Source organism: Leptothoe sp. PORK10 BA2 (assembly GCF_034932105.1).
Taxonomy (GTDB): domain Bacteria; phylum Cyanobacteriota; class Cyanobacteriia; order Phormidesmidales; family Phormidesmidaceae; genus Leptothoe.
This window is the reverse complement of record NZ_JAYGIG010000045.1, coordinates 1-25,881: the sequence shown is the minus strand read 5'-3', so window position 1 is coordinate 25,881 and position 25,881 is coordinate 1. Positions and strand designations below refer to the sequence as shown.

17 protein-coding genes are annotated in these 25,881 nt (G+C 51.0%); 4 read left to right on the top strand and 13 right to left on the bottom strand.

Annotated features, from left to right (window positions below; translation table 11 throughout):
- Window positions 1–242: 242 nt before the first annotated feature.
- From VB741_RS11575 to VB741_RS11555, 5 genes are all read right to left on the bottom strand, one after another.
- Entirely contained in the window at window positions 243–992 is a 750-nt protein-coding gene (locus VB741_RS11575; protein WP_323365332.1) for a DUF928 domain-containing protein, read from the bottom strand.
- Window positions 993–1,181: 189 nt separating this feature from the next.
- A complete protein-coding gene (locus VB741_RS11570) occupies window positions 1,182–3,755 on the bottom strand; it encodes a CHAT domain-containing protein (RefSeq protein WP_323365331.1) in 2,574 nt (857 codons plus the stop codon).
- A gap of 281 nt (window positions 3,756–4,036) precedes the next feature.
- On the bottom strand, window positions 4,037–7,231 hold the full coding sequence (locus tag VB741_RS11565; protein ID WP_323365330.1) for a two-partner secretion domain-containing protein: 3,195 nt from the start codon (window positions 7,229–7,231) through the stop codon (window positions 4,037–4,039).
- Between the two features lie 368 nt (window positions 7,232–7,599).
- The gene (locus tag VB741_RS11560; protein ID WP_323365329.1) at window positions 7,600–8,850 is read right to left on the bottom strand and encodes a glycosyltransferase family protein; all 1,251 of its coding nucleotides are present in this window, start codon (window positions 8,848–8,850) and stop codon (window positions 7,600–7,602) included.
- Between the two features lie 145 nt (window positions 8,851–8,995).
- A complete protein-coding gene (locus VB741_RS11555; RefSeq protein WP_323365328.1) occupies window positions 8,996–10,285 on the bottom strand; it encodes a glycosyltransferase in 1,290 nt (429 codons plus the stop codon).
- Window positions 10,286–10,831: 546 nt separating this feature from the next.
- On the opposite strand from VB741_RS11555, the gene VB741_RS11550 reads away from it, so the two are divergent.
- On the top strand, window positions 10,832–11,680 hold the full coding sequence (locus VB741_RS11550; protein ID WP_323365327.1) for an HAD family hydrolase: 849 nt from the start codon (window positions 10,832–10,834) through the stop codon (window positions 11,678–11,680).
- Entirely contained in the window at window positions 11,673–12,992 is a 1,320-nt protein-coding gene (locus VB741_RS11545) for a glycoside hydrolase family 10 protein (RefSeq protein ID WP_323365326.1), read from the top strand. The genes VB741_RS11550 and VB741_RS11545 overlap by 8 nt, the downstream gene beginning before the upstream one ends.
- Here VB741_RS11545 and VB741_RS11540 read toward each other — a convergent pair.
- Entirely contained in the window at window positions 12,989–14,704 is a 1,716-nt protein-coding gene (locus tag VB741_RS11540) for a diflavin flavoprotein (protein ID WP_323365325.1), read from the bottom strand. The genes VB741_RS11545 and VB741_RS11540 overlap by 4 nt on opposite strands.
- Before the next feature lie 241 nt (window positions 14,705–14,945).
- Between VB741_RS11540 and VB741_RS11535 the strand changes: the two genes are divergently transcribed.
- Window positions 14,946–15,896 carry an alpha/beta fold hydrolase gene (locus VB741_RS11535; RefSeq protein ID WP_323365324.1) on the top strand — a complete coding sequence of 317 codons (951 nt, stop codon included), beginning with the start codon at window positions 14,946–14,948 and terminating at the stop codon, window positions 15,894–15,896.
- 18 nt (window positions 15,897–15,914) lie between these two features.
- Here VB741_RS11535 and VB741_RS11530 read toward each other — a convergent pair whose 3' ends face one another.
- The 3 genes from VB741_RS11530 to VB741_RS11520 form a co-directional block, all read right to left on the bottom strand.
- Window positions 15,915–16,988 carry a serine/threonine-protein kinase gene (locus VB741_RS11530; protein WP_323365323.1) on the bottom strand — a complete coding sequence of 358 codons (1,074 nt, stop codon included), beginning with the start codon at window positions 16,986–16,988 and terminating at the stop codon, window positions 15,915–15,917.
- Window positions 16,989–17,221: 233 nt separating this feature from the next.
- Entirely contained in the window at window positions 17,222–18,319 is a 1,098-nt protein-coding gene (locus VB741_RS11525; protein WP_323365322.1) for a sensor histidine kinase, read from the bottom strand.
- Entirely contained in the window at window positions 18,312–19,100 is a 789-nt protein-coding gene (locus tag VB741_RS11520; RefSeq protein ID WP_323365321.1) for a response regulator transcription factor, read from the bottom strand. The genes VB741_RS11525 and VB741_RS11520 overlap by 8 nt, the downstream gene beginning before the upstream one ends.
- Window positions 19,101–19,498: 398 nt before the next feature.
- Here VB741_RS11520 and VB741_RS11515 point away from each other — a divergent pair, with 398 nt between their 5' ends.
- Window positions 19,499–21,628 (top strand): hypothetical protein, encoded by a 2,130-nt coding sequence (locus tag VB741_RS11515; protein ID WP_323365320.1) that lies wholly within the window; start codon window positions 19,499–19,501, stop codon window positions 21,626–21,628.
- 450 nt (window positions 21,629–22,078) lie between these two features.
- On the opposite strand, the gene VB741_RS26320 is transcribed toward VB741_RS11515, so the two are convergent.
- The 4 genes from VB741_RS26320 to VB741_RS11495 all read right to left on the bottom strand — a co-directional run bounded on the left by VB741_RS26320 (window position 22,079) and on the right by VB741_RS11495 (window position 25,737).
- Window positions 22,079–22,270 carry an SUMF1/EgtB/PvdO family nonheme iron enzyme gene (locus VB741_RS26320; protein ID WP_323365334.1) on the bottom strand — a complete coding sequence of 64 codons (192 nt, stop codon included), beginning with the start codon at window positions 22,268–22,270 and terminating at the stop codon, window positions 22,079–22,081.
- A 10-nt stretch (window positions 22,271–22,280) separates the two neighbouring features.
- Entirely contained in the window at window positions 22,281–23,348 is a 1,068-nt protein-coding gene (locus tag VB741_RS11505; protein ID WP_323365319.1) for an RNA-directed DNA polymerase, read from the bottom strand.
- Window positions 23,320–23,688 (bottom strand): diversity-generating retroelement protein Avd, encoded by a 369-nt coding sequence (avd, locus tag VB741_RS11500; RefSeq protein WP_323365318.1) that lies wholly within the window; start codon window positions 23,686–23,688, stop codon window positions 23,320–23,322. The genes VB741_RS11505 and avd overlap by 29 nt, the downstream gene beginning before the upstream one ends.
- Before the next feature lie 159 nt (window positions 23,689–23,847).
- Entirely contained in the window at window positions 23,848–25,737 is a 1,890-nt protein-coding gene (locus tag VB741_RS11495; protein WP_323365333.1) for an SUMF1/EgtB/PvdO family nonheme iron enzyme, read from the bottom strand.
- Between the last annotated feature and the right edge of the window lie 144 nt (window positions 25,738–25,881).

Sequence of the window (25,881 nt, the reverse complement as noted above, 5' to 3'; positions counted from 1 at the left end):
GTGTCTTTTCCCAATCCGCTTTACTGACCTCGGGAATCGATGGGAGAGCCTTGTCTTTCATCCGCTTACTCTAGCAGGTACTCTGCTGATTGAAACTCTCACAACTCAGACCCCCTGAATGCTTACGACCGTTATCCTCTAAAAAGTCAGCTTCTTTCAGATATTTGAATGGGATTTCGTTGCCCTGAAGTACAATGCTTGGCGACGTTATTCGATAGCATTACATTCTGAGGATAGATGGCTCACAAGAGTTCAATCTGTAGAAGTTCTAGCTCTACAGATTGGAGCAATTCTTCCCAAGCATCTATTATATCTGGATTGTCCGGTTGAGACCGGAGCAGATCAGCAAGTGCTGTAATAGCATCAAACCAAAGTCCATTGTTTGCATACAATGCGCTTCGTTCAAGGGCTGTGTCTTGCCCTTGGTCAGGGCTGAGGGGAAGGTCAAGTTCTACCCGCTTAATCCATCCTTCCACTACCGGATCGTTAGGGTCAAGGATGGCACCACACATCATGGCTAAAGAGACCTTATAGTATTTCTCTGGTTTTAGACTAGGAGCCATGTCCGGCATTGTAAAGCTCACAATGCCAGCCTGATCGGGCAGAGGAAATGTGGTGTGATAGAAGTAATTGTTGTCCTCATCCTCCATGGTTAAAAAGACCTGTTGGGCTGACGTTTGAGGGATATATGCCAGAAAGGTAGGATGTTCCGCTGTGGTGGTCCCCTGGTTTGTGGGTGGCATTAATAGGGTTAGGGACGGTGTGGGCATGGAGTGATTGCAGAGCTGATCCCGCCTTCCTCCGGCCCGATTGGTGCGTGGCTGTCCGCTATCTTCTGGTGGAATAAAACTAAAACTGAGGTTGTCTAGGGCGAGGGCCTGTCCCGTGACTATAGGGCCCGTGACTATGGGGCCCGTGACTATGGGCTCTGTAATGATATGATTTGGCTGATTTGGCAGAGCTTGGGCAGGGCTTAACCCAAGTAAGAACATCAGTTTGAAAGAATAAACTGATGTTCTTACGATTTTGGAGTTCAGGTGCATAGCAAACATCATGTCTAATGGTTCTGATGGTGAGCGTTAATCTTTCATAAATTTATGATGCATATTGTAGAGAATGGGTGCCCCTGAGATTTCGACTAACTGGCCTCTTAACTGAACAGTTTATCTGTTAAAGCTCGATTAAAGCCAGTTGCCAACCATGACAAAAGCAGCCCAGAAAAATGGGTGTTGATAGCCATCTTGGCCTAGTAATGCTATCTGAGCCTGACGCAGGGCTTCTGCCTTGGTGGTTTCTGGCTGGTTCAGCATGTCATAGAACTTAACCATGAGTTGGGCGGTGGACTGGTCATCGACAGACCATAGGCTGGCCAGGGTGCTACGGGCACCGGAACGTAGTGCTAAACCGGCGAGGCCTAAACCGGCTTGATTATCTCCGGAGGCTGTCTGACAGGCACTTAGAACTAACAGGTCCAGGGGGCTGTTAACCTTGAGCTGTCTGGTTTGTAGCATATTACTCAAATCGTCAGCTTTGATTTTTCGATCCCAGGCCAATATAAATGTGTCGTCCTGGGTAGAGCTAAACTGGCCATGGGTGATGAGGTGAACGATGGAAGACTTTGCGTGATTGAGCTGCGTCTGTAAGTTGGCCTGGGTAAAGTCCTGATTAAGGAAAAGCTGAGCTGGAACTTTGGCTCTAATTTGTTCCATTTCAAAAGATGCGGCAGGCAGGGCGGCAAAGCCTTGGCGGGGTTCTGTCAGGCCACCGATTAGGAGATTAAATTGTTCTGGTTCTAGGGATTGTGGTTCTAATAGTTTTAAACCAGAGTTGATGGCAATACTATATTTTTCAATCAGGTATTGTTCTCCATCATGGAGGGCTGAAATGGGAAAGCTTCGCAGCGATCCATCTGGCACCAAGACTAAGGTTTGGATATCTTGAGCCGCGAGATATCGGTCAGCGGGCCGGATCATCCAGTCGTATAGTTTTTGCGACACTTGCAGACGTAACTGACTCGGAAATGCCAGGCTAAGGGACTGCCGCATTTGGCTGAGACTGTTTTGGATTTCGGTGTTGGAGAGGGCGGTTGCATAGTAGTGCAGTGGCTGATCCTTGATGGACAAAATCACGGCCAGTCGGTCGGATAGGATGATCGGGTACAGTACTGCTGCTGCTCGATCAATTTGGTCAATTTGCTGGGCCTGAACGTCTAGGCAGGCCGATTGGAAGAAGTTATCTAATTCGGCTAGTTGGAGGGCTTCAATGACATTGCGGGCTTGTTTGAGGTTAGCTTGACTGATTTCCGCTTGATTAGGACTTGGGGTGAGTAGTAGGGTAACGAGTTCGCGATAGACAGGTTCAACCCGTTCTCTGAAGGAAAATTGAATTTGGGATGTGGCTACCAAATCTGTGCGTAACACCCCGAGTTGGGTGATGGCTTCTGTATAGGCTGCGATCGCACCCTCGCCATCCCCCGTTAACGCACAAGGGATTTCCCCCTGACACAGAATCCGTCCCAGCTGCCACTGCCATTGATAGGTGATTTCCGGGGCGCTGATCCCATGCACCAAGGCCAAGGCTTGGGCCGTAAGCGCTTGGGCATGGTCCCACTGACCCGCCTGTTCATAAACTTGACCTAGCTGACCGACCGCATAGGATTCTGCCCGGACATCGCCCAATTGTCGGGCCTGTAGAATTGCCTCAGATAGGATTTGAACCATCGCTGAACCATGGTTGGGCAATACATCCTGTCGAACTTCTGGGGTTAACGTGAGTAAACTTTGAACAACGTTAACCCCAGCATAAACCGCCCCACGACTGGCTGATAAACGGGGTAACTGCATCTGAATTTGAGGCAGTAAACCTTGGACAGCGGGTATTTGTTCGGTTTCGATCAGAAGATTTAGTTGGCTGAGTTGGGCGTTTACTTTTGCGATCGCAGTTGTCGCTGTCGCAGCAGATTGTTGATAAAAGTCCAACGCCTTGGGTATATTCGACAACCTGCGCCAGGCATGGCCGAGATTCAACAACACCGCACTGGTATCCCCCCCCATACCTAGTTGTTGGGAAATGGTCAAACTTTGTTGCAGAGCGTCTAACGAGTCCTCAAAAACTCCCATATGTTGTAAAGTTACACCTAAACTCTGCAATGCTTTAGATTTAAGCACCGAATTGGGCTGAGACTGGAGCTGCTGATTAATCTCCTCTAGTCGGGTGCGAGCTTGTCGATATAAACCTAAGCGTTGCAATGCTTGGACCTGATTGATCTGGCTCCCCAACCGTCCTTGGGCATCACCAATCTCGTCATAGAGCGCTGCAGACCGTTGCCAACTCCTCAGCGCCTCTGCTGGATTGCCTTTAGTGAGTTGAAGACTGCCCTGGGCATTCAAAGCCTGGGCCAAAATCAACGCAGTATTTGAGGATAGCTGGGCAGCGTTGTCTATATCAAAATCAGCCCCTTGTAGCAAGGTCAAACTTTGAGTGATCGCTGTTTCCGCTGAGTCCCATTGCCCCAGCTCTTTATAGGCGGAGGCCAAATAACTCAGGCTCAATGCCTGGCTGGAGCTATTTCCCTCAGTCTGATAGGTGTGAGCGGCCTGTTGCCAGAGAGTCACCGCTGCCGAGAATCGACCGGCTTGATAATAGCGTCTGCCCTGTTCGAGTGAGGACGTTGTTTCTTCACTGTTTAGAACATCGACAAACTGGGGCTGGACGCTGACGGTTGTGGCTTGGGTGGGAAGCATTGTTGGCACCATGGCTAACCAGATCCCCAGACCGACCCAACAGAGCCTGCGGTAAATCGGCCAAGACATGAGGACCTTGCGAGGAAAAAATCGCCGTTGCTGATTTAGAGGATGAATCAATCTGAAAACCTGGCTAATAGCCGGATTGAGACTAGTAAAATCATCCCGAGGATCAGCAACGGCCAAAAACCTATTGAGCGCTCGAAAAACGTCCAGGCGTCGTAAGTCTCCAGTCGGTATAGCCTGTTTGAGAAAACACCTTAATCTCTCTAACATAGTCATTCTCATTTCCATTAAAGACTTGCCCTGGAACCACAATGCCTGATGTGGGGATGAGGCATTGCAGCTGTTGAGGCAATAAACTCCACCTGACCGTCCTCATTCATTGCCAACTCGGTGGCTTCGATGGGCGGCGCATTGGTGGGCCCAGCGGCTGGGCCAGTAGTTGAACCAATGACTGACACAGTAACTGGGACAGTGGTAGAACCCATATTTTTGTCAGTTTCTAACGGACGAAAATCTTCCCAGATTGTTGAGCTGTCTAGAGTGGAAGGATTTTCTGACAAGCCACCGCGTCCAGTCATCACAAAGGAGTTGTCTGCTGCCACCAAGCACCCTGTGGAAATTTGGTGGCTCGGGTCAGTCAACATGCTGGGCAATTCGACGGTACCCTGGCTCGGGTCTAGGTCTGGGGTTTGGATTTGCACAATACCGTCCACTCCAGTCTGAGAACTGGCCGTAATATCATTCTCGGGTGTTAAAAAATTGCGAACCTCCAATCCCAGGAGAGCCTGGGTAACAATGGAAATATTGCCACCATTGCCGTCCATAGCATTGGCAATAATATCACTATTTTCCATGGCAAGAACAATAGGAACACTAATGGAAACGTTGCCGCCATTACCCATGCCATTAGCTTCTGCTGTTAATTGGCTGGCCCCCCTCAAATAGAGAACGTCAGCAAAAGTTAAGTTTAGATTGCCGCCATTTCCTAAAGCCGTAGCCGCATTGATAGACGATGTGTTGCGCAGGCTAAGGGAGTCTCCCCTCAGGGTAATGTTTCCTGCATCGCCCTGGTCAGTACTCTGGCTATTGATAACAGCATTGGCCCATAGAGATACCTGGTCTGCTTGAATATCAATATTGCCAGCATTACCCTGGCCAACTGATTCTGTAGAAATACGTCCCCCATTACTGATCTGCAGTTGTGGTGTTTGTAAATCAATCTGCCCCCCTTGCCCAACTGCGGTAGGAAGGAATACACCGTTCTGAATTTGACTATTGCTACCATCCACCAGAATGAGATCAGTAGCTTGAATACGAATAATACCCGCATCTCCCATACCTAACGTATCGGAAGATATTTCCGCGCCATTCCGGATAACTACGCTATCACTGGTAATATCTATCTTGCCGCTACGTCCTTCTGCCATTACGCCAAGACTAGCAATAATGCCTGAAGCCTCATTGACACCAGAGCCCGTTGCAATCACTTCACTGGATTGAATAATGATGCTGCCACCGTCTCCATTGCCCCTAACGCCACTGAAAACAGTTCCCCCCTCACTCAGGTAAAGACGTCTGGTTTGTAGCTCAATATTGCCTGCATTACCGCTTGCCGTTTGATTTGATGCGGTGGTAATGCTACTGCCAACGATGCCATCAAAGAGCCTATCAGTGCCAGTGCCACTAATGATAATGTCATCGGCTTGAATCTTAACTAGGCCTCCGTCTCCTGAACCAATTGTGCCCCCAAAGACCTGGGCTCCGTTTAGTAATGTCAAACGTTGGGTTTGCAGATCTAAGATGCCAGCATCGCCTTGAGTATCCGGTCCGGTCGATATATTGATGCCAGTGGAAAGATTACCCGAATACCCAGCCCGATCAAAATAAATGTCTGTTGCTTGCAGCGTTAAATTGCCGCCTGTCCCTGCCCCATGCTGGGTACCAACAAAAATTTGAGCATCTCCCCTGAGGGTTAGTTGGTCGGTGATAATATCTGCGGTGCCTCCATTGCCATCAGCTCTTGCAGCTACGGCAATTAACGTTTGCACAGGGCGAGCAGATTCATCCTTGCCGAATGCGTCGATGGTATGAGCCCGAATGATTAAATTACCGCTATCGCTATTATCGGTACGACTAGAAATATTGATTCTGCCACCATTTCTCAATGTGAGAGTTTGGGTATTTAAGGAAATGTTCCCACCAGGTATCTGGGAAGATCCATAGTTACTACTCACAATATTACTAGGCTGACCACTAGTAGAGCGATCTAAAATTTCGATGTGATTAGCCTGGACAGTCAAGTTACCAAGGCTACCCTGGCCTTCTCCCAAAAACTGTATAACACCTCCATCAATCAGTCTCAAGGATGGGGTATCAATATTGATATCTCCTCCATTACCCTCTGCCCCAGCCCTCACATTTGAAAACAATCCACTAGAAAAGTCACCTGTGGGATTGGTGCCCATCAGCGACAACGAATCACGGGCCTGGATGATAATGCCACCGCCAGAAACAGAACCTGCAGTTGTGGTATAAATCTGGGAAGTGCCCGTTAATTCAACCCGGTCACCTTGCAGCTGGATAGTGCCACCGCCATTGCCACTGACTTCCACAAACGTTTTTTCAAGAAGAATATCTCCAAAGCTAGCGATATGATCATAGCCAAATGTCCATCCCGTCGGACTGGGGGTTAGGGTCACTAAACTATTGTTGCCAACACTGCCCAACTCAATGTGACCATCGGGTGCATTGAGATAGGCAAAATCGATCAAATCGTCGGAAATACCTTGCAGAAAGATATCCCCCCCCATCAGGGCAAGACCTTTCTCTGGTCTTGCTTCAAAATAAGCGGCTTGACTGGTGATGGCCCCTGGGTTTTGGCCCATTTGTAGACCGGTGGGAATACTCAGGGTCAATATTGGATTTACGGTCGTATCTGCGGCACTGAACGCTACGCCATCGGCAAACCCTATGCTGGTTGCGGTTGTTCCCAGAAAGGAACCCCCAATGTCTAATCGGGCATTGGGGCCCAAGAAGAGGCCATGGGGATTAAGTAAAAATAAATTTGCGACACCATTTGCCTGGATCACCCCATCGATGTTAGAGACATTAGCTCCTGTAACTCGGCTGAAGATGTTTTGGACATCGATGGCATTATTAAAAATTACCGAACCGTTGGTGGGGACAGAAAACGCTGAAAAACTATGGAAGAGATTATTACCAGTACGATCGCCATTTTCGATAGTAAAGTTTTCACCGTCTGGTGAGTTACTGGTAGTGGAGAGTGTCCCATCGGGGATAATTTGAGCTTGGGCGATGGTTTGAGCCTGTGTGATGATTTGAGCACTGAGTATAATTACGCCAAACCTAAGTAGGTAGGGACGTTTATAAAATGGCTGTAGATTTAATAAGGGTGCTCTGGCAAACGCGATCTCAAACCGTTTTACAGGTAGCAATACCGTTAGAAAAGGTACGATTTTCATGAACAGGCTCACACAGGTACATAATAGACTGTCTCAAAAATGGTGGGATTCAGCCGTAAGGGGAACCAGGTACGCCATGCCTTACAGCGGCCCTTTAATTTTCATACGCATCCCTAACAGCGTGGCATTGATGTCTAACCATCATCTTGGAACAACAATATGAGTATAAACAAGGAGATGAGATCCTTCATTAGGACAGTATGAGAATCTACTCATGGAACGAATTTTTATGAGTAGATTCTCACAAAGCAGGGGTGAGGTCCTCAGGCTGCTCATGAATAGCCATGAATAGAGCGGTTCCGACTTGGATTGAATAATTGCGTAAGTCTACCCCCTAAACGGGTGGTTCTGCGGTGGCCAACGTCAACTTAGTTTTGCTCTCTAATATGCTGTAAATAGCCCATATGCTTAGGGTCCAGGCTAGTACTTTGATAAAATTCTGTACAATCCATCATAGTCTTTTCAGTTACCAGCTCTTTAATGCGAGCAGCTGTGATTTGAACACCCTGAAGACAAAAGTAAATCGGCTGGGGAGTATGGCTGAGGGAATCAAGCATCTCAAGGGATAGGTTGATCGGTTCGAGGTCAGCTTGTTCAATTGTCTTCACAATGGCAAGTTTTTCTAAACGATCAGAACGTAGTCGTTGTGCCCGATCAGGATTATCCCTAGAGGGCAGCTGGATGGCACGAACCCCGGTTTGCAAAACATTTAACGTTGGGTTGTATCCGGCCATACTAATGGATAGATCGGCCCTAGTTAGATAGCTCAACAGATCCGGAGTATAGCGCTGTACGGTTAGATTTGAGCAGCGCGATGCCATCGTTTGTAGACGTGCGTAAACCTCGACAGGGGCAAAGGGGCCCGTAAACATTTGGATGTGATGGGGGATTTTATCCTCTAGAAAATGACTAGCCTCGGCTACACAGTCAAGTAATTCATGGCCAAATTGGCCACTGCCAACACTGGCAACAATGATGGGCGGCTCGCAGTCGGTTTTGACGGAGAACTCTCGATCCACATCGGGGATGACATAGCCTGTATAGTGAATGTCACAGGTGAGTTCACCCATCCGAGAAAAACTTGCCTCTAAAGGAATAAACGTAGGATCACCCTGGATCAACAGTTGATCAAAATAGAGATTCATCAGCTGGCATACTATGGCTTCATGGCGATCCTGGTCTGGTTTGGCAATCCCTTCAGAAACAACAATGTCACGCACACTACAGATGATTTTGGCTCCATAGCTTTTGGCTCGTTCCAACAGTGGGATTAGCTCAGGGGAAAAACAATGATGATCAAAGGGAAACCGTTCTACCATGACGACATCGGGGCGGATGCGATCGCAAAGTTTCAATAAGCAATCCCGGCGATAGTCAAGGACCATATCCATATCCCAAACAGCGTCGGACAGTTGCAATCCACGGCAGTTTGGTTGAGTCCCAATGGCTGGCAAATTAATGGTTTCAATTCCCCCAAGCAAGGGAAACTCCTGAACACCTTCACCACCGTTGACAAAGTAGACTTTAAAATCCTGAGTCAACCCATGGGCAATTGCCATGCTGCGGATCAGGTGGTCGAAGCCAGGCATATGCTGGCAATAAAACAGTAGAGTTTTCATAGAGCATTCCTGAAAATGTCAATTCTTGGCCTAGGATCAGTATCCTATGGGCAAGAAAGTGGGTTCTTGTAAGACGAAGGAGAGAACACATGGAGGGTGATGACTATGAACAGCGACAGATATATGGGGCGATAAACGTTTGACCTTAGGCAATATGCCTTTCATTTAAGTGTCTGAGTAAGGTAACTTGAGTTGGAAATTTTATGGTCTGCTGCTGTGTAGCATTTAACAGTAAGCATTTGATGAGCCCCACATTGCTGGAAAGACCAAATTTGTCTAACACCATAAAGCGACCAATTTTCCCTAAATTTGTTTTCAGGTTGGGCTGACGAAGTAGCATTTCCATGGCTTGTCCTAATGACAGGGCATCCTTTTCCGGCACCAAGATGCCATTGACATAGGATTCTACGAGTTCAGAAATTCCTAAGATAGTGGTTGATATGACCGGTATCTCCATGGCCATGACCTTTAGTAATACCTGGGGAATACCGTCGCGATGATCATCGTCGGTGGATAAACAAGGCAATACAAATAGCTCAGCTTGTTGGTAATAATCGATCAGTTGTTCCTGATCAGGATTTTGCACCAAGGTAATATGCTGACTTAGGTCCAATTCTCGAATCTGTTGTCGCATAGAATCTTCTAAGGGACCATCACCAGCAATTAAACAATGGAACGATAGCCCGTTTTGCTTAAGCAGATGACATGCCTTGATCAGATAGAAAAAGCCCGTGCCCTCACAAAAGTTACCAGTACTCACAATCAAGGGGACTGCAGGTTGCGGAGGTTTAGGGACAGGGCTAAAACGAGCCGCATCTATGCCGTGATAGGCCACATGGATCGGTGTGCAAGAGGTCGAAATACTGGCTAGATGGCGACGATTGTAGTCGCTGCAGGTAAACACAAATTCTGCCTTAGCCATGCAGTGATCGAGGACAGCAGGATCCCTGTGATAACTATCTTTGGTGTGGACTGTAAGGCTATAGGATAAACCAGAGAATGCCTGAGCAATTTCCGCCGTGGCGCTAGATACCTGGGAAAGGTGAACATGGAAATGGGTAATACCTAGCTTTTGCATTTGCCGGGCGAGATAGCCTCCTTGCAAAAACTCATTGACACGGTCCTCTTCGTCACGCTTTAGATAACGCTTTAGGGTCTGTACATAGGTCCCACTATCTTGTTGAAACAGGTCGACTTGAGCTGCTATCAACTCCTTTTCTTTGGTGCGATTGAAGGTGGGTAGTAAGGATGGCACATAGGTGACTGGGGCTTGAACTAGGGCCATATCTTTTTGCTGGGGCTGTTCTGGCGGATATCTGAGAGAGAAAATATGTAGATTAAGACCTTGTCTTTCTAGTTCTAGAATCTCATCCAGAATGAATGGTTCCGATGCATTAGGGAAGGTCTCTAACAAAATTCCGATCAGGGGGCGCATGGTATTTTCCTAAATCACAACTGAATGTATTGGGCTTTGCAATAAGTCCTTGGGGGATGAACAAAACTCAGCAAAGTGACAACGTTTGATAGCACTATGACCAATTTCATTAAAATCTGCATGAATGTGACATTAAATTGCACTCATGAAAGTTTTTTCATGAGAACGGCTTAAAAGAACCCTGGCATAGCTTAATGAGCGGATTGTGAGCAGGCTTGAAAGATGGTGAAGTTGAGACAAAATCTGTTGTTAGGCAATACAGGGCATTCTCACTTCATCTGCTGGCTTCGGGAGCTTGCAGAGAGAACTTGCAGAAGGGACTTGCAGAGGGAATTTGCAGATTGAAACCGCCGCAGATGTTGTCGATCATAAGGTGGAGATCGGGGATGAAATTATTTTCCCTAAAACTATGCTGACGCTTAGGCCACCGCTGGGAGTAACATGCTGGGACCGCCTCAAATATCCAGCTAAAAAATCCATCAACTTACGCTGGACATTAACCAGCTTCATCTGTCATAAAGAAAGCTGCACATTTCACTAGGGCCCATGCCTATCTTTTACGTTTCAGATCTCGATGGCACCCTTTTAAATTCTACGGCCACCCTGTCTGCCTATACGCGCCATACTCTCCAGCGTCTATTGGCAGCCGGTCTTCCCTTCACCATTGCCACCTCCCGCAGCGTTAGCTCCGTCGGTTCCATCTTTGCCGGAGTTTCCCTGCCGTTGCCGGTGATCGAACTCAATGGAGCCTACATTACCGACTTGGCCACTGGGGCGCATCTGTACGTCAATGATATCGATACCCCCCTGGCGGGAGATGTACTGGCTTTGGTCCAGACCCACGGCATGAAGCCCCTGATATCCTGCTCCAGCGACCAGGGAGATCAGGTGTACTTCACCCAGGAGGTGAACCCCGGCATCCAGTGGTATATCGACGATGCTAAGCGCAATGGGGATGACCGCTGGCACTGCTGCCCCGAGCTGACGGCGGCCCTGGATAAGCAGATTGTGCGCCTGACGCTGATTGATACCCAGGCGCGGCTAACGGCCCTGGCCCTGGTGCTCAGGGAGCAGTTTCCCCAACGTTTGGATATCCATCTGTTTGAAAATCCCTATCAACCCGATTGGTACTGGCTCACCCTGCAGGATGCCCAGGCTACCAAGGCCAACGGTATTCGCCGGTTGCAGGCGCTGCGCGGGTTGCAGCACCATGATCTGACAGTGTTTGGGGATCACAATAATGATATTTCCATGTTTCAACTGGCGGATGTGGCGGTGGCGACGGCAAATGCGACTCCAGAACTGCGGCAATATGCGACCAAAATGATTGGTCACCACAGTGAAGATAGCGTCGTGAAATATTTAGAATCTCAATGGTCCATGGTGAATGTCTGAAGCGATAGTTCCTGAGCAGCCCTCCGACAAACTTACGGGTCAATCTTCTGGTCAATCTTCTGGAGAGGCCCGTGCTGTCAAGCGGGCTAAATTGGCTCAACGTAAACAACGACGCTATTTTGCCCTGGGTCTATTGGCCCTGTGGTTGGTGCTGTCCTGTTGGCAAGCTCCGGCGGTGCCCCTGGCCACCACCAACCAAATTCGGGGGGTGTGGATGACGAATACGGCGGCGGCCATTAACTACTATGGGTTTCGTTTGGATGATGCGATCGCAAATCTAGCCGAACATCAGATCAATACCCTCTACCCCAGCGTCTGGAACCAGGGCTATACCCTGTATCCCAGCCAGGTGACCAAAGCGGCCGGTGGGTCCTGTTGCGATCGCATCGCCAACGTCCCCCTCTACCCCTTTGACGACATTCTCCACAGCCTCACCCGCCAGGCCCATCGCCACAACATGCGACTGATACCCTGGTTTGAATACGGTCTGATGATTCCCGCTTCCTCTCCCATTGCCCAGGCCCACCCAGAATGGTTAACCACCAACCAGCTCGGCAAGACGGTACCCGCACCCCTATCGCCCCATCCCCTCTTTCCCAACCCCCTGAAAAACTTTCAGCTAGAAATTAGCGGCGGCAACTTGGCCTGGCTCAACCCCATGCACCCAGAAGTGCAGCAGTTTGTAACCGACCTGATTGTCGACGTGGTCCAACGCTATCCGGTGGATGGCATCCAGCTAGATGACCACTTTAGCCTGCCGATGGCCATGGGCTATGACCCCTATACAGTGCAGCTATATCAAAACTCCCATGGCGGCAGCCTGCCCCCCGAAGACCCCAGCGCTCCAGAATGGGTAGCCTGGCGCGCCCAGTACATCACCGCCCTCTTGGCCGACATTACCAAGGCGGTCAAGCAGGTGCGGCCAGAGGCGATCATTTCGGTGTCCCCCAACCCCCCCGGCTTTGCCTATAGCAAATACCTCCAAGACTGGGTCCATTGGGTGAACCTGGGCATTGTGGACGAGGTGGTGGTGCAGCTCTACCGGGATGATCTGGGTGTTTTTGAGCAGGATTTGTACAACAGCGGCTTTCACGACCTGCGCAACCAGGTGCCCATCGCCATTGGCATCTATACCGGCCCCCTGGCTGCCGCTAAAGACTTTAACCGCACCGTGGATGAAATTGCTGCCGTCCAACAGGCGGGCTACCGGGGGGTGTCCTTCTTTTCTTGGGAAACAACATTTTGGTTCCTCAAAAAAGTGCCGGACCTGGAACTCAGACAGGCCCTAGACCAGCTATTTCAGTCGCCCTAATACACATTCCCCGTCTTCCGATGGTGAACGGCCGTTTTAGCATTGCCATCGAGCAATTGGCCGCCGTCAATGGTGGCATAGATCACCCAATGGTCACCGCAGTCCATGCGGTTTTTGACCGTGCATTCTAAATAGGCAATGGCCTCCTTGAGAATGTAAGCCCCATTATTAGCAATGTCCACATCCACCCCCTCAAACCGGTTTTCACCGGGGCGAAAGGGCTTGAGGAATTGTTTCATCGCCCCCAGCTGTTTACCCTCGCCCAAAACGTTGAGCACAAATGGATTACCGGGATAGACCAGGGTTTCAATCGCCCGTTCCTTGGCGACGGAGACGGTGAACCCAGGGGGGCTAAAGGTAGCCTGGGCCACCCATGAGGCCAACATGGCACTGGCCACTTCATTTTGCTTGGCGGTAACTACACAGAGGGAGCCGACCAAGCGACCCACGGCCTTTTCCACATCGCTGGCGGGGGTGCGGGGGACCTTGGCCCGTTTCTCCTTTTTCAGGGCTTGGGCAAAGTCGGTCCCCGCCTCTTCGCAATATTTTAGGGTGACGTCGTCGGGCTTAAATTTGACCCGGATGGGTTCAAAGCCAAAGCTATAGCCCCCGTCCCGCAGTTTGCTTTCCAGGAGGTCAATCGCCTCACCACTCCAGCCATAGGAGCCAAACACCCCGGCCAATTTAGTTTTAGAGGCGTTGGAGAGCAGTAATCCCAAGGCGGTTTGGATTTGGGTGGGGGCATGGCCACCGAGTGTGGGGGAGCCAATGATAAACCCAGCACAGGTTTCGGCAGCGGTTTTAATGTCCGCTGGGGGGGCTTGCTCCGCATTGATCGATTCCACCGCCACCCCGGCCTTGGTAATGCCTCGGGCAATGGCCTGGCCAATGGTGGCGGTGTTGCCATAGGCGGAAGCGTAAATCAGGGCTACCCTAAGGCTTTTTTGCTTTTGCTCAGCACACCATTGCTGGTAATGCTGAGTGAGTTCATGGATGCCGTAGCTGACCATGGGGCCATGGCCAGGGGCGTAGAGATGGGCGGGAAATTCACTGAGTTTCTCCAGCACGGTGGTCACCTGCTTGGCATTGGGGGCCATGACGGTGTCAAAGTAGTAGCGCCGGTCGGGCAGCAGGTCTGACCAGTTGAGATCGTAGGCCTCATCACTGCAAATGTGGGCTGCGAAAAATTTGTCGGTGAATAGGGTATAGGTGCCAGTATCGTAGGTGCTCAATCCCCCTGGCCAGCGGGGGGTGGGCACGGTCATAAACTGCAGTCGGTGGCCCTGGCCCAGGTCCAGATCATCATCGGCATTTTTGATGATTTGCAGGGGCATTTGCAGGGAAAGCTCCGCCGATTGGATGGCGATGGCCACCGGATTGGAACAGACGATGGTCACCTGGGGGGCTTTGCTGATCAGGTGCTGTAGGGTTTCCAGGCGGTTGGGGTTGATGTGGCCCAGGATAATGTAGTCCAGCTGGTCGAGGGGAATGTGCGATCGCAACTCCTCTAAAAAGATTTCGGTAAACGACCCCCCCGGCGGGTCCAACAGGGCTGTCCGATCGGCCTGAATCAAATAGGAGTTGGCCGTAGTCCCTTTTTCCAGGGCATATTCCACTTCAAACCGCAGTCGGTTCCAACTGCGAGAGCGCAGGGCCAGGGTATCGGCCGCAATGGGCAAGACTTGAACATCCCTCTGTTTTGCGTCAGTCATAGTGTGTCCCGCTGGGTTAGCTGTTTTGGGTTGGCTGTCTGGATTAGCTGTCTTGGGTTAGCTGTCCTGGGTAAATGATTCGGAGGTAAACAGGCTTGCATCTTCAAGGCATGGATCAACCCAGCAACAAATGTTGCTTAATCTATCTTAAAGGTATCCTTAGGTCATCACGCTTAGTTCCTTGATTGGTTCCTTTAATGGCAAGCTGTCTGAAGTTACGAGATAGTTATCACCCAGCCCGATGAAACGCACCCAAGCCCTCACCCGTCCCGACTTGGGCCACCAGCGGTTTTGGTTCTGGCGCGGCTGGCGGGTGCGCTACACCTACCTCAAACCCACGGATCCGGTGGCCCAACGGCGCACCCCGATGCTCCTAATTCACGGATTTGGAGCCAATTTAGAACAGTGGCGTTCGAATCTCGTTGGTTGGGGGCAGCAACGCCCCGTATATGCCCTGGACCTTTTGGGATTCGGCCATTCCCAAAAGCCAGGGATTTTACTCGGTGCAGAGGTGTGGCAGGCCCAGGTCCACGACTTTTGGCAAGCTGTGATTGGCCAACCGGTGATTTTACTGGGCCATTCCCTGGGGGCACTGGTGGCCCTCACCGCCACGGCTAGGCAGCCCGCCATGGCCCAGGAGCTGATTTTACTTACCCTACCCCTAGCCCGCCAGGAACTGGTAGCGGGCTGGATCGATCGGTTAGCGCGGGGAGTGGAAAGCCTTTTTGCCACACCGCTGCTGCTGCGGCCTTTATTTCTGGCGGTGCGGCGACCTGGATTTATTCGGCGGGTCCTTACTGGCATCTACCAGGTACCGGAGCGAGTGGATGATCAATTAGTGGAGCTATTTACCCGCCCTACCCTGGAGCGCGGTGCGGCCCGGACCCTGTGCTACCTGGTGAAATCCCGCACCCAGGAAGAATTTAGCGACATCACCGCAGACCTGATTCAACAGGTAGCTGTGCCGATTTTGCTCCTGTGGGGCAGCCAAGATCAGGTTTTACCCACCGCCTGGGCCGACCAAATTCTCCAATCTAATCCCCACATTACCTACCGCCCCATTGCCGGAGCGGGCCACTGCCTATACGATGAGCAGCCTGGGGCAGTGGATGGAGAAATCCAACGTTGGTTGGTCGCCGTTGGCGGAGCGGAGTCGAAGCCAGAAGTCAAACAATCGCGGAACGCTGGCTGAGGGAAGCCGGAGCCAACCCTATAAGGGAAAGACCGGTCCTTGCCCCGAAGACCCTCTCGAATGCTGCTGCTGCCGCTGCCGCAGACTGCGAATGGCCGCAGCCCGGCGCTGAATAGGGGACAGATTTTGTTCTAGCTCCACATCCTCGGGATTAGCCGCCTCTGCCGCCCTAGGTACCCGATTGAGACACCGTTCTAAATTGCTGTAGTGCTCTTCGAGTTGGAGCGCCCGCTGCACTTCATCGATGCGCTTAAATCGCGCCGACAGATCGGTGGTTAACATCTTGGACAACAGCCGTTCAAAGGACTGGCTGATGCTGACCGAACGCTGCCAGTCCAGCTCTTGGGTCTCGGGGTCAATGTCAAACTCTAGGGGCGACTTGCCGGAAAGCAAATACAAACAGGTCACACCTAGGGCGTAGATGTCGCTGCTATAGGTGGGGCGCAGGGCCAACTGCTCGGGGGGGGCAAACCCCATAGTGCCCACAAAGTGGGTGGTGGGGCTGGCCGCATGGTCGCCAGGGTCATCATCGTGGTGGAGACATTCGCGGACGGCCCCAAAGTCCAAGAGCACTAGACGGTTGTCATCGCGACAGCGAATAATATTGGGCGGTTTAATATCCCGATGGATGACGCGATTGCGGTGGATGTAACGCACCGCTGGCAGTACTTCAGCCAGAAATTTTTTCACCACGGGCTCTTTTTGAGCCCCACCCTTACGCACTTCCCGGCTGAGGGTGTCCCCATGGATATATTCCTGCACCAGGAAAAACTCCCCTTGAAAGGTGAAGTAGTCCAGCAGCATGGGCAATTGGGAATGGCTGCCCAGCCGTCCGAGGATTCTGGCTTCGCGGCGGAAACGTTGTTTTGCCCGTTCCAGAGCGATGGGGTGGCTCACCTTGGGAAACAGCTGCTTGATCACACAGAGGGGTGAACCGGGCAACATGCGATCGCGCGCCAAATGGGTTACCCCAAAACCACCCCGACCCAAAACACGTACCACCTCATAACGATCGCGAAAAAGCTGACCGGAGTCACACAGCTTTTGGCTCAGACGAGAATCTTGACGATCTTGGGAGTTGGGGTCGGACATAGGCAAATAATCTGACAGATATAACTGCGGGACCAATAAACTAAGCTGCTAGTGATCGGGTCCCCTCAATATCCCCCGTCAATATCCCACTAATATGAATATTCGCATATAAATATTCGCAGCTGAACGCCCGCAGTGACGGTCGTTAATGTTACGTCGATATTAGGTATTATGGCCTATCGGCTATAGGGTTGTAATCCATAGGGATATTTCTATGTCAAAACTTAGCGGTTTTAAGTAGCTTTGGGCAACCAAAATTCAAATTTACTGCCCTGATGGGGTTGACTGGTAACCTGAATATGGCCTCCTTGCAGTTCCACCAGCCGTTTACAGATCGCTAGGCCAATGCCCGTGCCGCCAGACCCTCGGTTACGGGAGCGATCAGCCCGCCAAAACCGATCAAAGACATGGGGCAAATCGGCGGCGGCAATGCCAATGCCCGTGTCCTCCACCGCGAGCCACACCTGATCCGCCTGGTGCCAGGTCCTGACGGTAATAGTGCCATTGTCCGTATATTGCAGGGCATTACTCAATAAATTGACTAAAATCTGTTCGGTCCGCATCGGGTCCGCCACGATGGTGGGCAAATCCAAGGCACTCTCTACCAGAATTTGTGGATTTTCAGATTCCAGTTGCTGATCGCGAAAACGCTGGGTCACCTGCTGAATCAGGGGAGTTAGGGCGATGGGCTGCCGTTGAATGGGCAAATAGCCCGTCTCTAGTTTGGAAAGTTCTTGCAAGTCCTCCACCAGACGTTGTAAACGTTGGGTCTCGCGCAGTAAGCGGGCATAGGTTTCGGGGGTAGCGGGCAATTTTTGATCGGTCAGGGCTTCCAGGTAACCTCGCAGGATGGTGAGGGGGGTGCGCAGTTCGTGGGATAGGTCGCTAACCAAGTCCCGCCGCTGCTGCTCCACCTGCTCTAGTTCGCTGGCCATGCGGTTAAAACTATGGCCCAGCTGATGCAGTTCTGGAATCTCCGATGGCGGCACCCGCGCCCCCCAGTCCCCTGCCGCAAACCGTTGGGTGCTCTGTTCCATGCGGGTAAGGGGGCGGATAATCCGGCTGGAAAGCAGGTAGCTGATGCCCCCCGCCGTACTGACCCCCAATAACACAGACCACACCATGCCCCGAGCCCAGGCATCGGCAAAACTTTCTAAAATTTGCCCCCGCATTTGCTGAATTCGCACCCCCCGCCCCTCTAACCGCTCTAGGGTGACCACAAAATAGCGAGGGGTGGACAGACGACTCACCCCCGCCAAAGCAACGATCGCCACCGTCATCACAATCAGGTGGGATATGAATAATCGGGTCCGGAGGGGGACTTTAGTCATCTTCAAACCGATATCCCACCCCGACAACGGTTTTGATAAAGGTGGGTTGGGCTGGATTGGGCTCAATTTTTTTGCGGAGTCGAGCAATGTGGGTATCCACCACCCGCTCATCCCCAAAAAAGTTGTCACCCCACAGTTTTTCGATCAGCTGGGGACGTTGCCAAACGCGACCAGGGTAGCTCAAAAAGGTGGCTAGTAGGTCAAACTCCAGCGGGGTGAGATCGAGGGTACTGGGGACAGGGGTTTGATCTAAAGGCTTTGCAGGATTTGCATCCTGTTCTGAATCCTGTTTTGCCGGGTGATCGGCACCGGGGCGATAGAGGGCGGTACGCCGGTCAAAGTCGAGGGTAAAGTGGGTGGTTTGGTAGCCGGGGGCGGCGGCCGGAGCAGCTGACATTGCAGCGGCAGGGCCGCGCAGACTCCGGCGCAGCAGGGCTCGGACTCGGGCCACTAACTCACGAGGACTAAAGGGTTTGACCATGTAGTCATCGGCCCCGGTGGAAAGGCCAATAATTCGGTCGAGTTCTTCGCCCTTGGCGGTCAGCATCAGAATATAGGGGTCTTTAGCGCCGGGGGACTGGCGGATGCGGGCACATACTTCTAACCCGTCTAAGCCTGGGAGCATCAGGTCTAGGATGATGAGATCCGGCTGAAAAATGGGAAAGCGTTGAAGGGCGTCGGTGCCACTGGTACAAATTTCAGTGGTGAAGTTCTCATTGGTTAGATACAGCTGAATTAATTCAGCAATGTCAACTTCGTCTTCAACAATTAGGACGTTCATCGTTCGCGCTAGCCTAGGCAAGACTCTATAACTTTGGGCATATGGGTCCTAGAACCGTCAGCTCGCAGCAGCTATGGGCGGCACAGAGGTCTGAATGGATTCAACCGCTTGCTATAGGGTACCGTGGCGGCTGAATTTGACGGCACTTTAAGCGTGATTTGACCGAGATTTTGTGGGGATTTGGGCAAACGGATTGGAACAATGGAAAAAAGGGCTTGCGTAAACGGAGACAATAGGCCACTATTCAATAGCTTTAATACCCTCAGGGCCTTGACAGGTGAAGGCGATTGTGGGTATAAACTACGGGCCGGATCCATGATTGCCTTACTACATCCATTACATTCAGGTGGTTTATGGGGGCGCGTCGACCCGTTGGTAACCTTTTGGAGGCCTAGAGCATGAGTCTAGCGTCGGCATTCACCCTCATTCGCCTATCGGCTGATCTAACTTACGAGTTGAGTAAAGCGCCGGAGGTACCTAAGGAGATATCGGTACAGTGCGCCATTAGCCGGGGCAAGATGATGGTGCTTTTGGAAAGCCCCCATATGGACACGGTGCCTGAGAGCTATGTGTTTGCCCAAGCGGAAAGCTCCATTCGCCATCGGTTAGAGATTGATGGCTTACCGGTGGAGGCAAACCACCTAGGGGCCAACGGAGAACCCATTGCCATTAAGGTTTTTTTGAAGCTCCAGTCTGCGGCAAAACCCAGTGCAGCCCATCGGTTTAACTGGCTGTTGCAGGATAGTTCAGGGTCCATGTTGGAGGATGACCCGCTGGACGATCCCCTAGACGATCGGATGTATGAGCCCTTGTTAACTCAAGCGCCGGAGGTGATGCTCGACAGGGGAATGCCCGACAGGGGGACGTTCGACAGGGCAAAGCTCGACAGAGTAAAGCCTAGCAGTCTGTTTGGCGCTGAAGACGATGATGACATCACGGGAGTGCTGTCGGAGGACGATGACGTCACGGGGGTGCTGTCGGAGGAAGAATTTATCTCTGGCGAACAGTTTCTGTCCCATGAAGAGTTTCTGTTTAGCGGAGAACTCCCCCTAGAGGAGGATTTGGGGAACTTTCCGGCGGGTGAAGCCGCTACGACGGATGAGTTATTGAATTTGGATGGTCTTTATGGAGAGACCTCGGATGACATGGCGACGTCAGTCTCTATGGCAGAGGAGGCTTTTTCCCAGGAAGAGGAGGAACAGCCTCAGGGGGCAGGGGGACGGTTGGGTTTAATGGTGGCTGGGTTGGGTTTGGCTGCGGTGTTTGGCACCCTGGGCTATGGCCTGAGTCGCCCCTGTGTGATCGGGGGATGCGATCGCATCCAACGCGCCCAGGACCTAGGTGATGCTGCCCTGATTGCCCTCGGGGAAAAGCCCAGTCCCCAAACCGTGCTGGACATGGGTCAACAGCTCAACATCGCCGTGGATACCCTCAAGCCCATTCCCGCCTGGTCTCCCCACCATAGCCGGTCCCAGGAATTACTGGCCAACTACCAGGGGGAAGCCGATCTGCTGAATGTGGTGGCAGCGGCCCAGGAAAATGCCCTAGCGGCTGCCAATGAGAGTCAGAACCCACCCCACCCCATTGCCCACTGGGAGGCCATTGCCCAGCGCTGGCAGAAGACCATCAGCCAGCTCGAAAAACTTCCCAGTGGCAGTCCCATCCATGCCTCCTTTGTGACTCCCAAATTGCAGGAATATCGCGGTAATTTAGCTGCCATTAAGCAGCGGGTGGTGGCAGAACAAAAGGCCGAAGCGAACCTGAACCAGGCCCAACTTACTGCCTCCATGGCCAAGGATCAGGCGGAGGTGGCCAATACCCTGGCCGCCTGGAAAACCGCCCTCACCTCTTGGGATAAGGCCGTCACCCAGCTGAAGCAAATTCCCGGTGGCACCATGGCCTATGGTGAGACCCGCAAACTGTTGCCTAAGTATGAAACGGATCTAGGGGAGGTGCGCACCCGTTACCAGCAGGAACAGGCTGCTGATCAGTTCTATAACGAAGCGGTGCGCCATGCGGCGACGGCCCGTCAATATGAAACAGAAGACCAGTGGACCTTAGCGATGGTGAGCTGGCGTGATGCTATCACCCAAATCAAAGGTGTGCCCGACGGCACATCCCGGTATACGGACAGTCAAAATCTGCTCAAAACCTATGAACCGGCCCTGGCCACCGCCCAGGAGAATCTCCGTTTGGCTATTCGGTTTCGTAAGGCAGAGGAGAACTTTGGGCGGATTTGTAGGCCCACATTTTGTCAGTTTGGGCTCAAGGGGGGCTCGGTACAGATCAAGTTGGCTAAGGATTATGATGCCCTAGCAGATTTTTCTATTACTGACCCCAACAATCGGCCCAGTAGTATCCCCGCCTCGGCCCAGATGATTGTTGAGGTGAATATGCTGCTGCAGGAAGTGATTAACATTGGTAAGCGCACCCAGCTGCCGATTGAACTCTATGGGTCAGACGGTGGGTTTATTGCTCGGTTTAGCCCCGAGTTAGAGGGCTATGTGAAAACGGTGGTGGTGAGATAGACAGGAGGGAATCTCTGGTCCAGATGGGTCTATGTCGGGGTGAGGTGGATTTACTCCAGTGGGTGAATACGTTTTTACCACAAGCGCTTAGGGGATGTCTGGATGGCTTTTCCCAAAAGTGTTGGGGGCCTTTACCTCGCTTGCCTGAGTTCTAGATGCGGCCTCCTAGGCTCGGTCCTAGGCCGACTCGGTCCCAGGCTCTGCTTGGACCGGCGATGTGGAGACTCTGCCGTCTGAGAGTGGTGGCATTTTTATTTGAAAGTTTAGCTGTTTCCAGGGCTTTTCTCCTGGGAACAGCTAATTTTTGGGGTCAAAAATAGTCGTGATACTGAGCAACTTTTCGGTAAAACCTACTAGGCTGATCAGTATCGTCTGCTTTTTGGATACGGTTACCCGCATCGCCGGAGCAATGGCTGGACTCTTCCTACACGCTTGATGAATTCCCATCCATCAACTCTGGTCGTGAAGAGTACTGGGAGGAAAACAAACTACACGAAAACCGATGTTGTTGTTGCGGTTGTCGCGCGCGTTCCTGTTGCGATTAGCAGAGCGGCAGTTGTCCGGATTGTTGTTCCAGGAACCGCCCCGCAGTCGGTGTTGCCTGCCCCGTTGTAGGTTTCCTGGTGAATCAGCAGGGCTGATCGGGAAAAGGCTACAGGTCTAATTGTGCCGCAAAAGGTAGAGTAGAAAGTATTTTTTTTTGTAACTGCCAGGTATCACCATGGTTGAGATGGGCAAACCAACTTTGTAATGATTGCTGGACTTGCTCCAAAGGTATGGTTTGACGCTGATAGGCAAGCTTTAGCTCCTTGATACGACGACGACCGCGTTTGAGGTTGCTAGAGCAGACCCGAATGCGGTCGGGCAACACTCGAAAGCCCAGAAATGTAGCGCCCACTTTGGTTTCAAAGAGCTGGCTTTTGATGGGATGGATTTTGAGCCGGAGGGTGGCGAGATAGTCTTCTATTTGCTGACGTGCGTCTTGCAAGAATGCTTTGTCATCACTGAATAGGGCAAAGTCATCGACATAGCGAACATAGCGCTTGGCGTGTAGCTCTTCTTTGATGAAGTGATCGAATCCGTTGAGATACACATTGGAAAAGAACTGGCTAGTGAGATTGCCGATGGGTAGCCCTCGGCGGCGCATGGCTGGGGTAATCAGGGTATCACCAGGGAAATAGTTGAGGACGGTTTCCTGCTGATTGCTACCGTCGATGACGGCATCAATCAGCCAGAGGGTATCTTGACACTTAATCTTGCGATGGATCAAGGCTTTGAGGATCTCTAGGTCAATAGATGGAAAATATTTTCGGATGTCGCATTGTAAAACATAGCGACTGGAACGAGAGAACTTAATGAATTTTCCTAGGGCTTTGTGGGTACCAAAGCCTACTCTATTGGCGTAAGAGTCGGTGATAAAACTATGTTCAAATAGGGGGCATATAACCTGGCAAAGGGCATGGTGAACGACCCGATCTCGGTAGGGTGCAGCGGAAATAATGCGTGGTTTTGGATCAATAATTTTGAAGGTTTTATAGGCTCCAGGTTGATAGGTTTTAGTTGTTAACTCGCTGTGTAGCTGGATCAGTTCCTGTTCTAAATGAAAGTTAAAATCTAATACATTTTCTCGAAATCGTTTACCTTTTTCTGCCTTTCGAGCTGCTAAGAGTAAATTCTCAAAATCAATAATATTAGGCCAGAGATTTCCGTGGCGCTTCATGGGGTTTTCCTTTTTGTTGGCGAATCCATCCACCCAGCTCATTGCCAATGGCATCAAGCCGTTGGCAGATATAGCCATAGCGCTTAGCATCCATTTCTTGGAAGTCTAAAAGCAGTCGAGTTTGGTAGCGAAGAATATCGAGTTGACTGTTAAGATTTTCTAGGCGAGGGAGTTTTTGTTGTTCGTAGCGTGCTTTAATGAGTTGTTCTAGAAGATCGTAGAGACTCGATGCCATGCGGTCACCCAAAAGGAATCTATGATTCTTGGGTAGTCGATTTAGTATGGGTACGTACCATTTGATCAGATCGTACGTTTTCTGAATGATGGGCAATTCTTCCATAGGTTTATGTAAACACCCTCTTTAATATAGAGTCTTGCACATAATTCTCTGCCAAGCTCAAAAAGTCAAAAAAAAAATCAAAAGCGCTTCGCGCTGTAAGATGAGAGCAAAGAGAATTTAGAGAAAAGGGTAAGAGGGGAAGAGTGTAAAGCGCTAATATTAAGTCCTGGGAGGAAAACAAACTACACGAAAACCGATGCCGCCGCCGCGGCTGCCGCGCGCGTTCCTGCTGCGAACAGCAGAGCGGCAGTCGTCCGGATTGTTGCTCCAGGAACCGCCCCGCAGCACTTTTCTTTCATCAGAGGATTCCCATTTGCTGCCATCATTAGGAGCATCCTTATAGTTCTCATGCCAACCATCAAGGCACCATTCCCAGACGTTGCCATGCATGTCATAGAGGCCGAATGGGTTTGCGAGCTGACAAGTCAGCGCTGACGCGATCGCAAAACTCCCCACCTCAGTTGTTTCTGCGCAATACTTTCCCTTTGGGCCATTTCCATAAATGTAGTTGCCATCATAGTTGACTAACTCTGGTGTAATCGTTGCCCCAAAGTGAAACGGTGTAGTAGTCCCAGCCCGACAGGCATATTCCCACTGCGCCTCGCTAGGTAGCGTATACTCTTTCCCGGTCTTTTGCGACAGCCGTTTACAAAACTCCTCAGCATCCTCCCAGCTCACTTGCTCAACGGGTCGTTTTTTTCCTTTGAAGTGGGCTGGATCACCTTCCAAGTCCCGACTAATCTTTTTGAGCCTTGCCATGGTCTGCCACTGCTCCTGAGTGACCGCAAACTTCCCCATCCAAAACTCAGGCATCGTCACCTGATGTTGCGGTCCTTCAACATCGACCCCCTTAAGAGAGCTATCCCACTCGCCATACAAATTACGACCTGCTTCGTCTTTGGGAGAACCCATCATAAAAGTGCCACCAGGTATCCGTACCATCTCTAACGTGACCCCATCCCCCAGGTCTTCAGAAAAGTATTCCGTCTGGCCTTGAATAGTTTCGATGACATTCCCTTTGTCATCTACTTTTGCTGTCTTAAAGTCAAAGGTAGGATATTGCTTAATTATGCTTGGCTGTGGTGGGGAGTTAGTTGCTTTTGGTTGAGCCTGAAATGGCTGCTTCAGCACATGGCCTAAAATCTCCTTCTCAGCTGCTTGCACATCTTCATCCCGCAAATTCAGCTGTCGTTTTAACTCTTCCAGTTCTTCAATCGCTTCATCATCCAACGGATAGGTATAGTCTTTCTCTGCCCTGAGTGCTTGAGTATAAGTTTTTACATGCTTAACCTTCTCCTCGTAAGGCTTCAGCACCTCCGCTAAAATAGCCGCCGCTTCACCATCAGAAACCTTTAGCATTGTCTGTTGCTGTTTCAGATTGGCCAAAGCCGCAGGCCGAATAAGACCATTTTTTACCTTGTGCTGTACCTGCTTGCGATAGCGCTGCAAGTTATCCACCTGTACCTTGGCAATAGCGATTTCTGTTCCGGCCAATCCATTAAAAATTGTCGGCTCCATTGCCGGGGCAGCTGCCTTTACCTGGGTGTATAGGTACTGATGCAAATTTCCAATGGATATAGACTCTTGTCCATCGGGAGCAGCACCGCCAGTCTTTAATCCTTCCACTAAATATCGGGTATACACCGATAAGTCCTCACCTTCTTGCTCTAGGGCATATTTAGTGGAAGTAGACGCCGTTAGCACACACCAGCCTTTGCCACCCAGCTGGGCTTCCACATCAATACTGCTGTCATCCATACCCAAAAAGCCCTTGGCAAATGCCGCACCAAAGCAGCAGTCGAGGATCACCACCTTGCGTTGAGCCAACGAATTGCCAATTACACCCTTCACAAAGTCTGCTGAAACAGCCGTGCCAGGGTTGAGGGTATCGTTTTCAAATTTTTCGGTTTGAGCCGTTGATAGGTAAAACTTACCAGCCATGTCCTTAATGCCATGACCCGTAAAATAAAACAGCACCAAATCGTCCTTCTTCAGTTGGCCAAATACTTTACCAATGCGGGCCTGCATCATCCCCACATCTGGATTGATCAGCCGTACTACTTCATCTGGACAGTGCGAAGTTTCTGTTGAGTGATTAGGCGGCAGAAGCCATCTGTTGCTGGGGTTCCGGAGGCCTGATTCTGGCAGCGAGTAATTTAGGAAGAAGTAGAGTGGGTCTACGTTTGGCTAAAA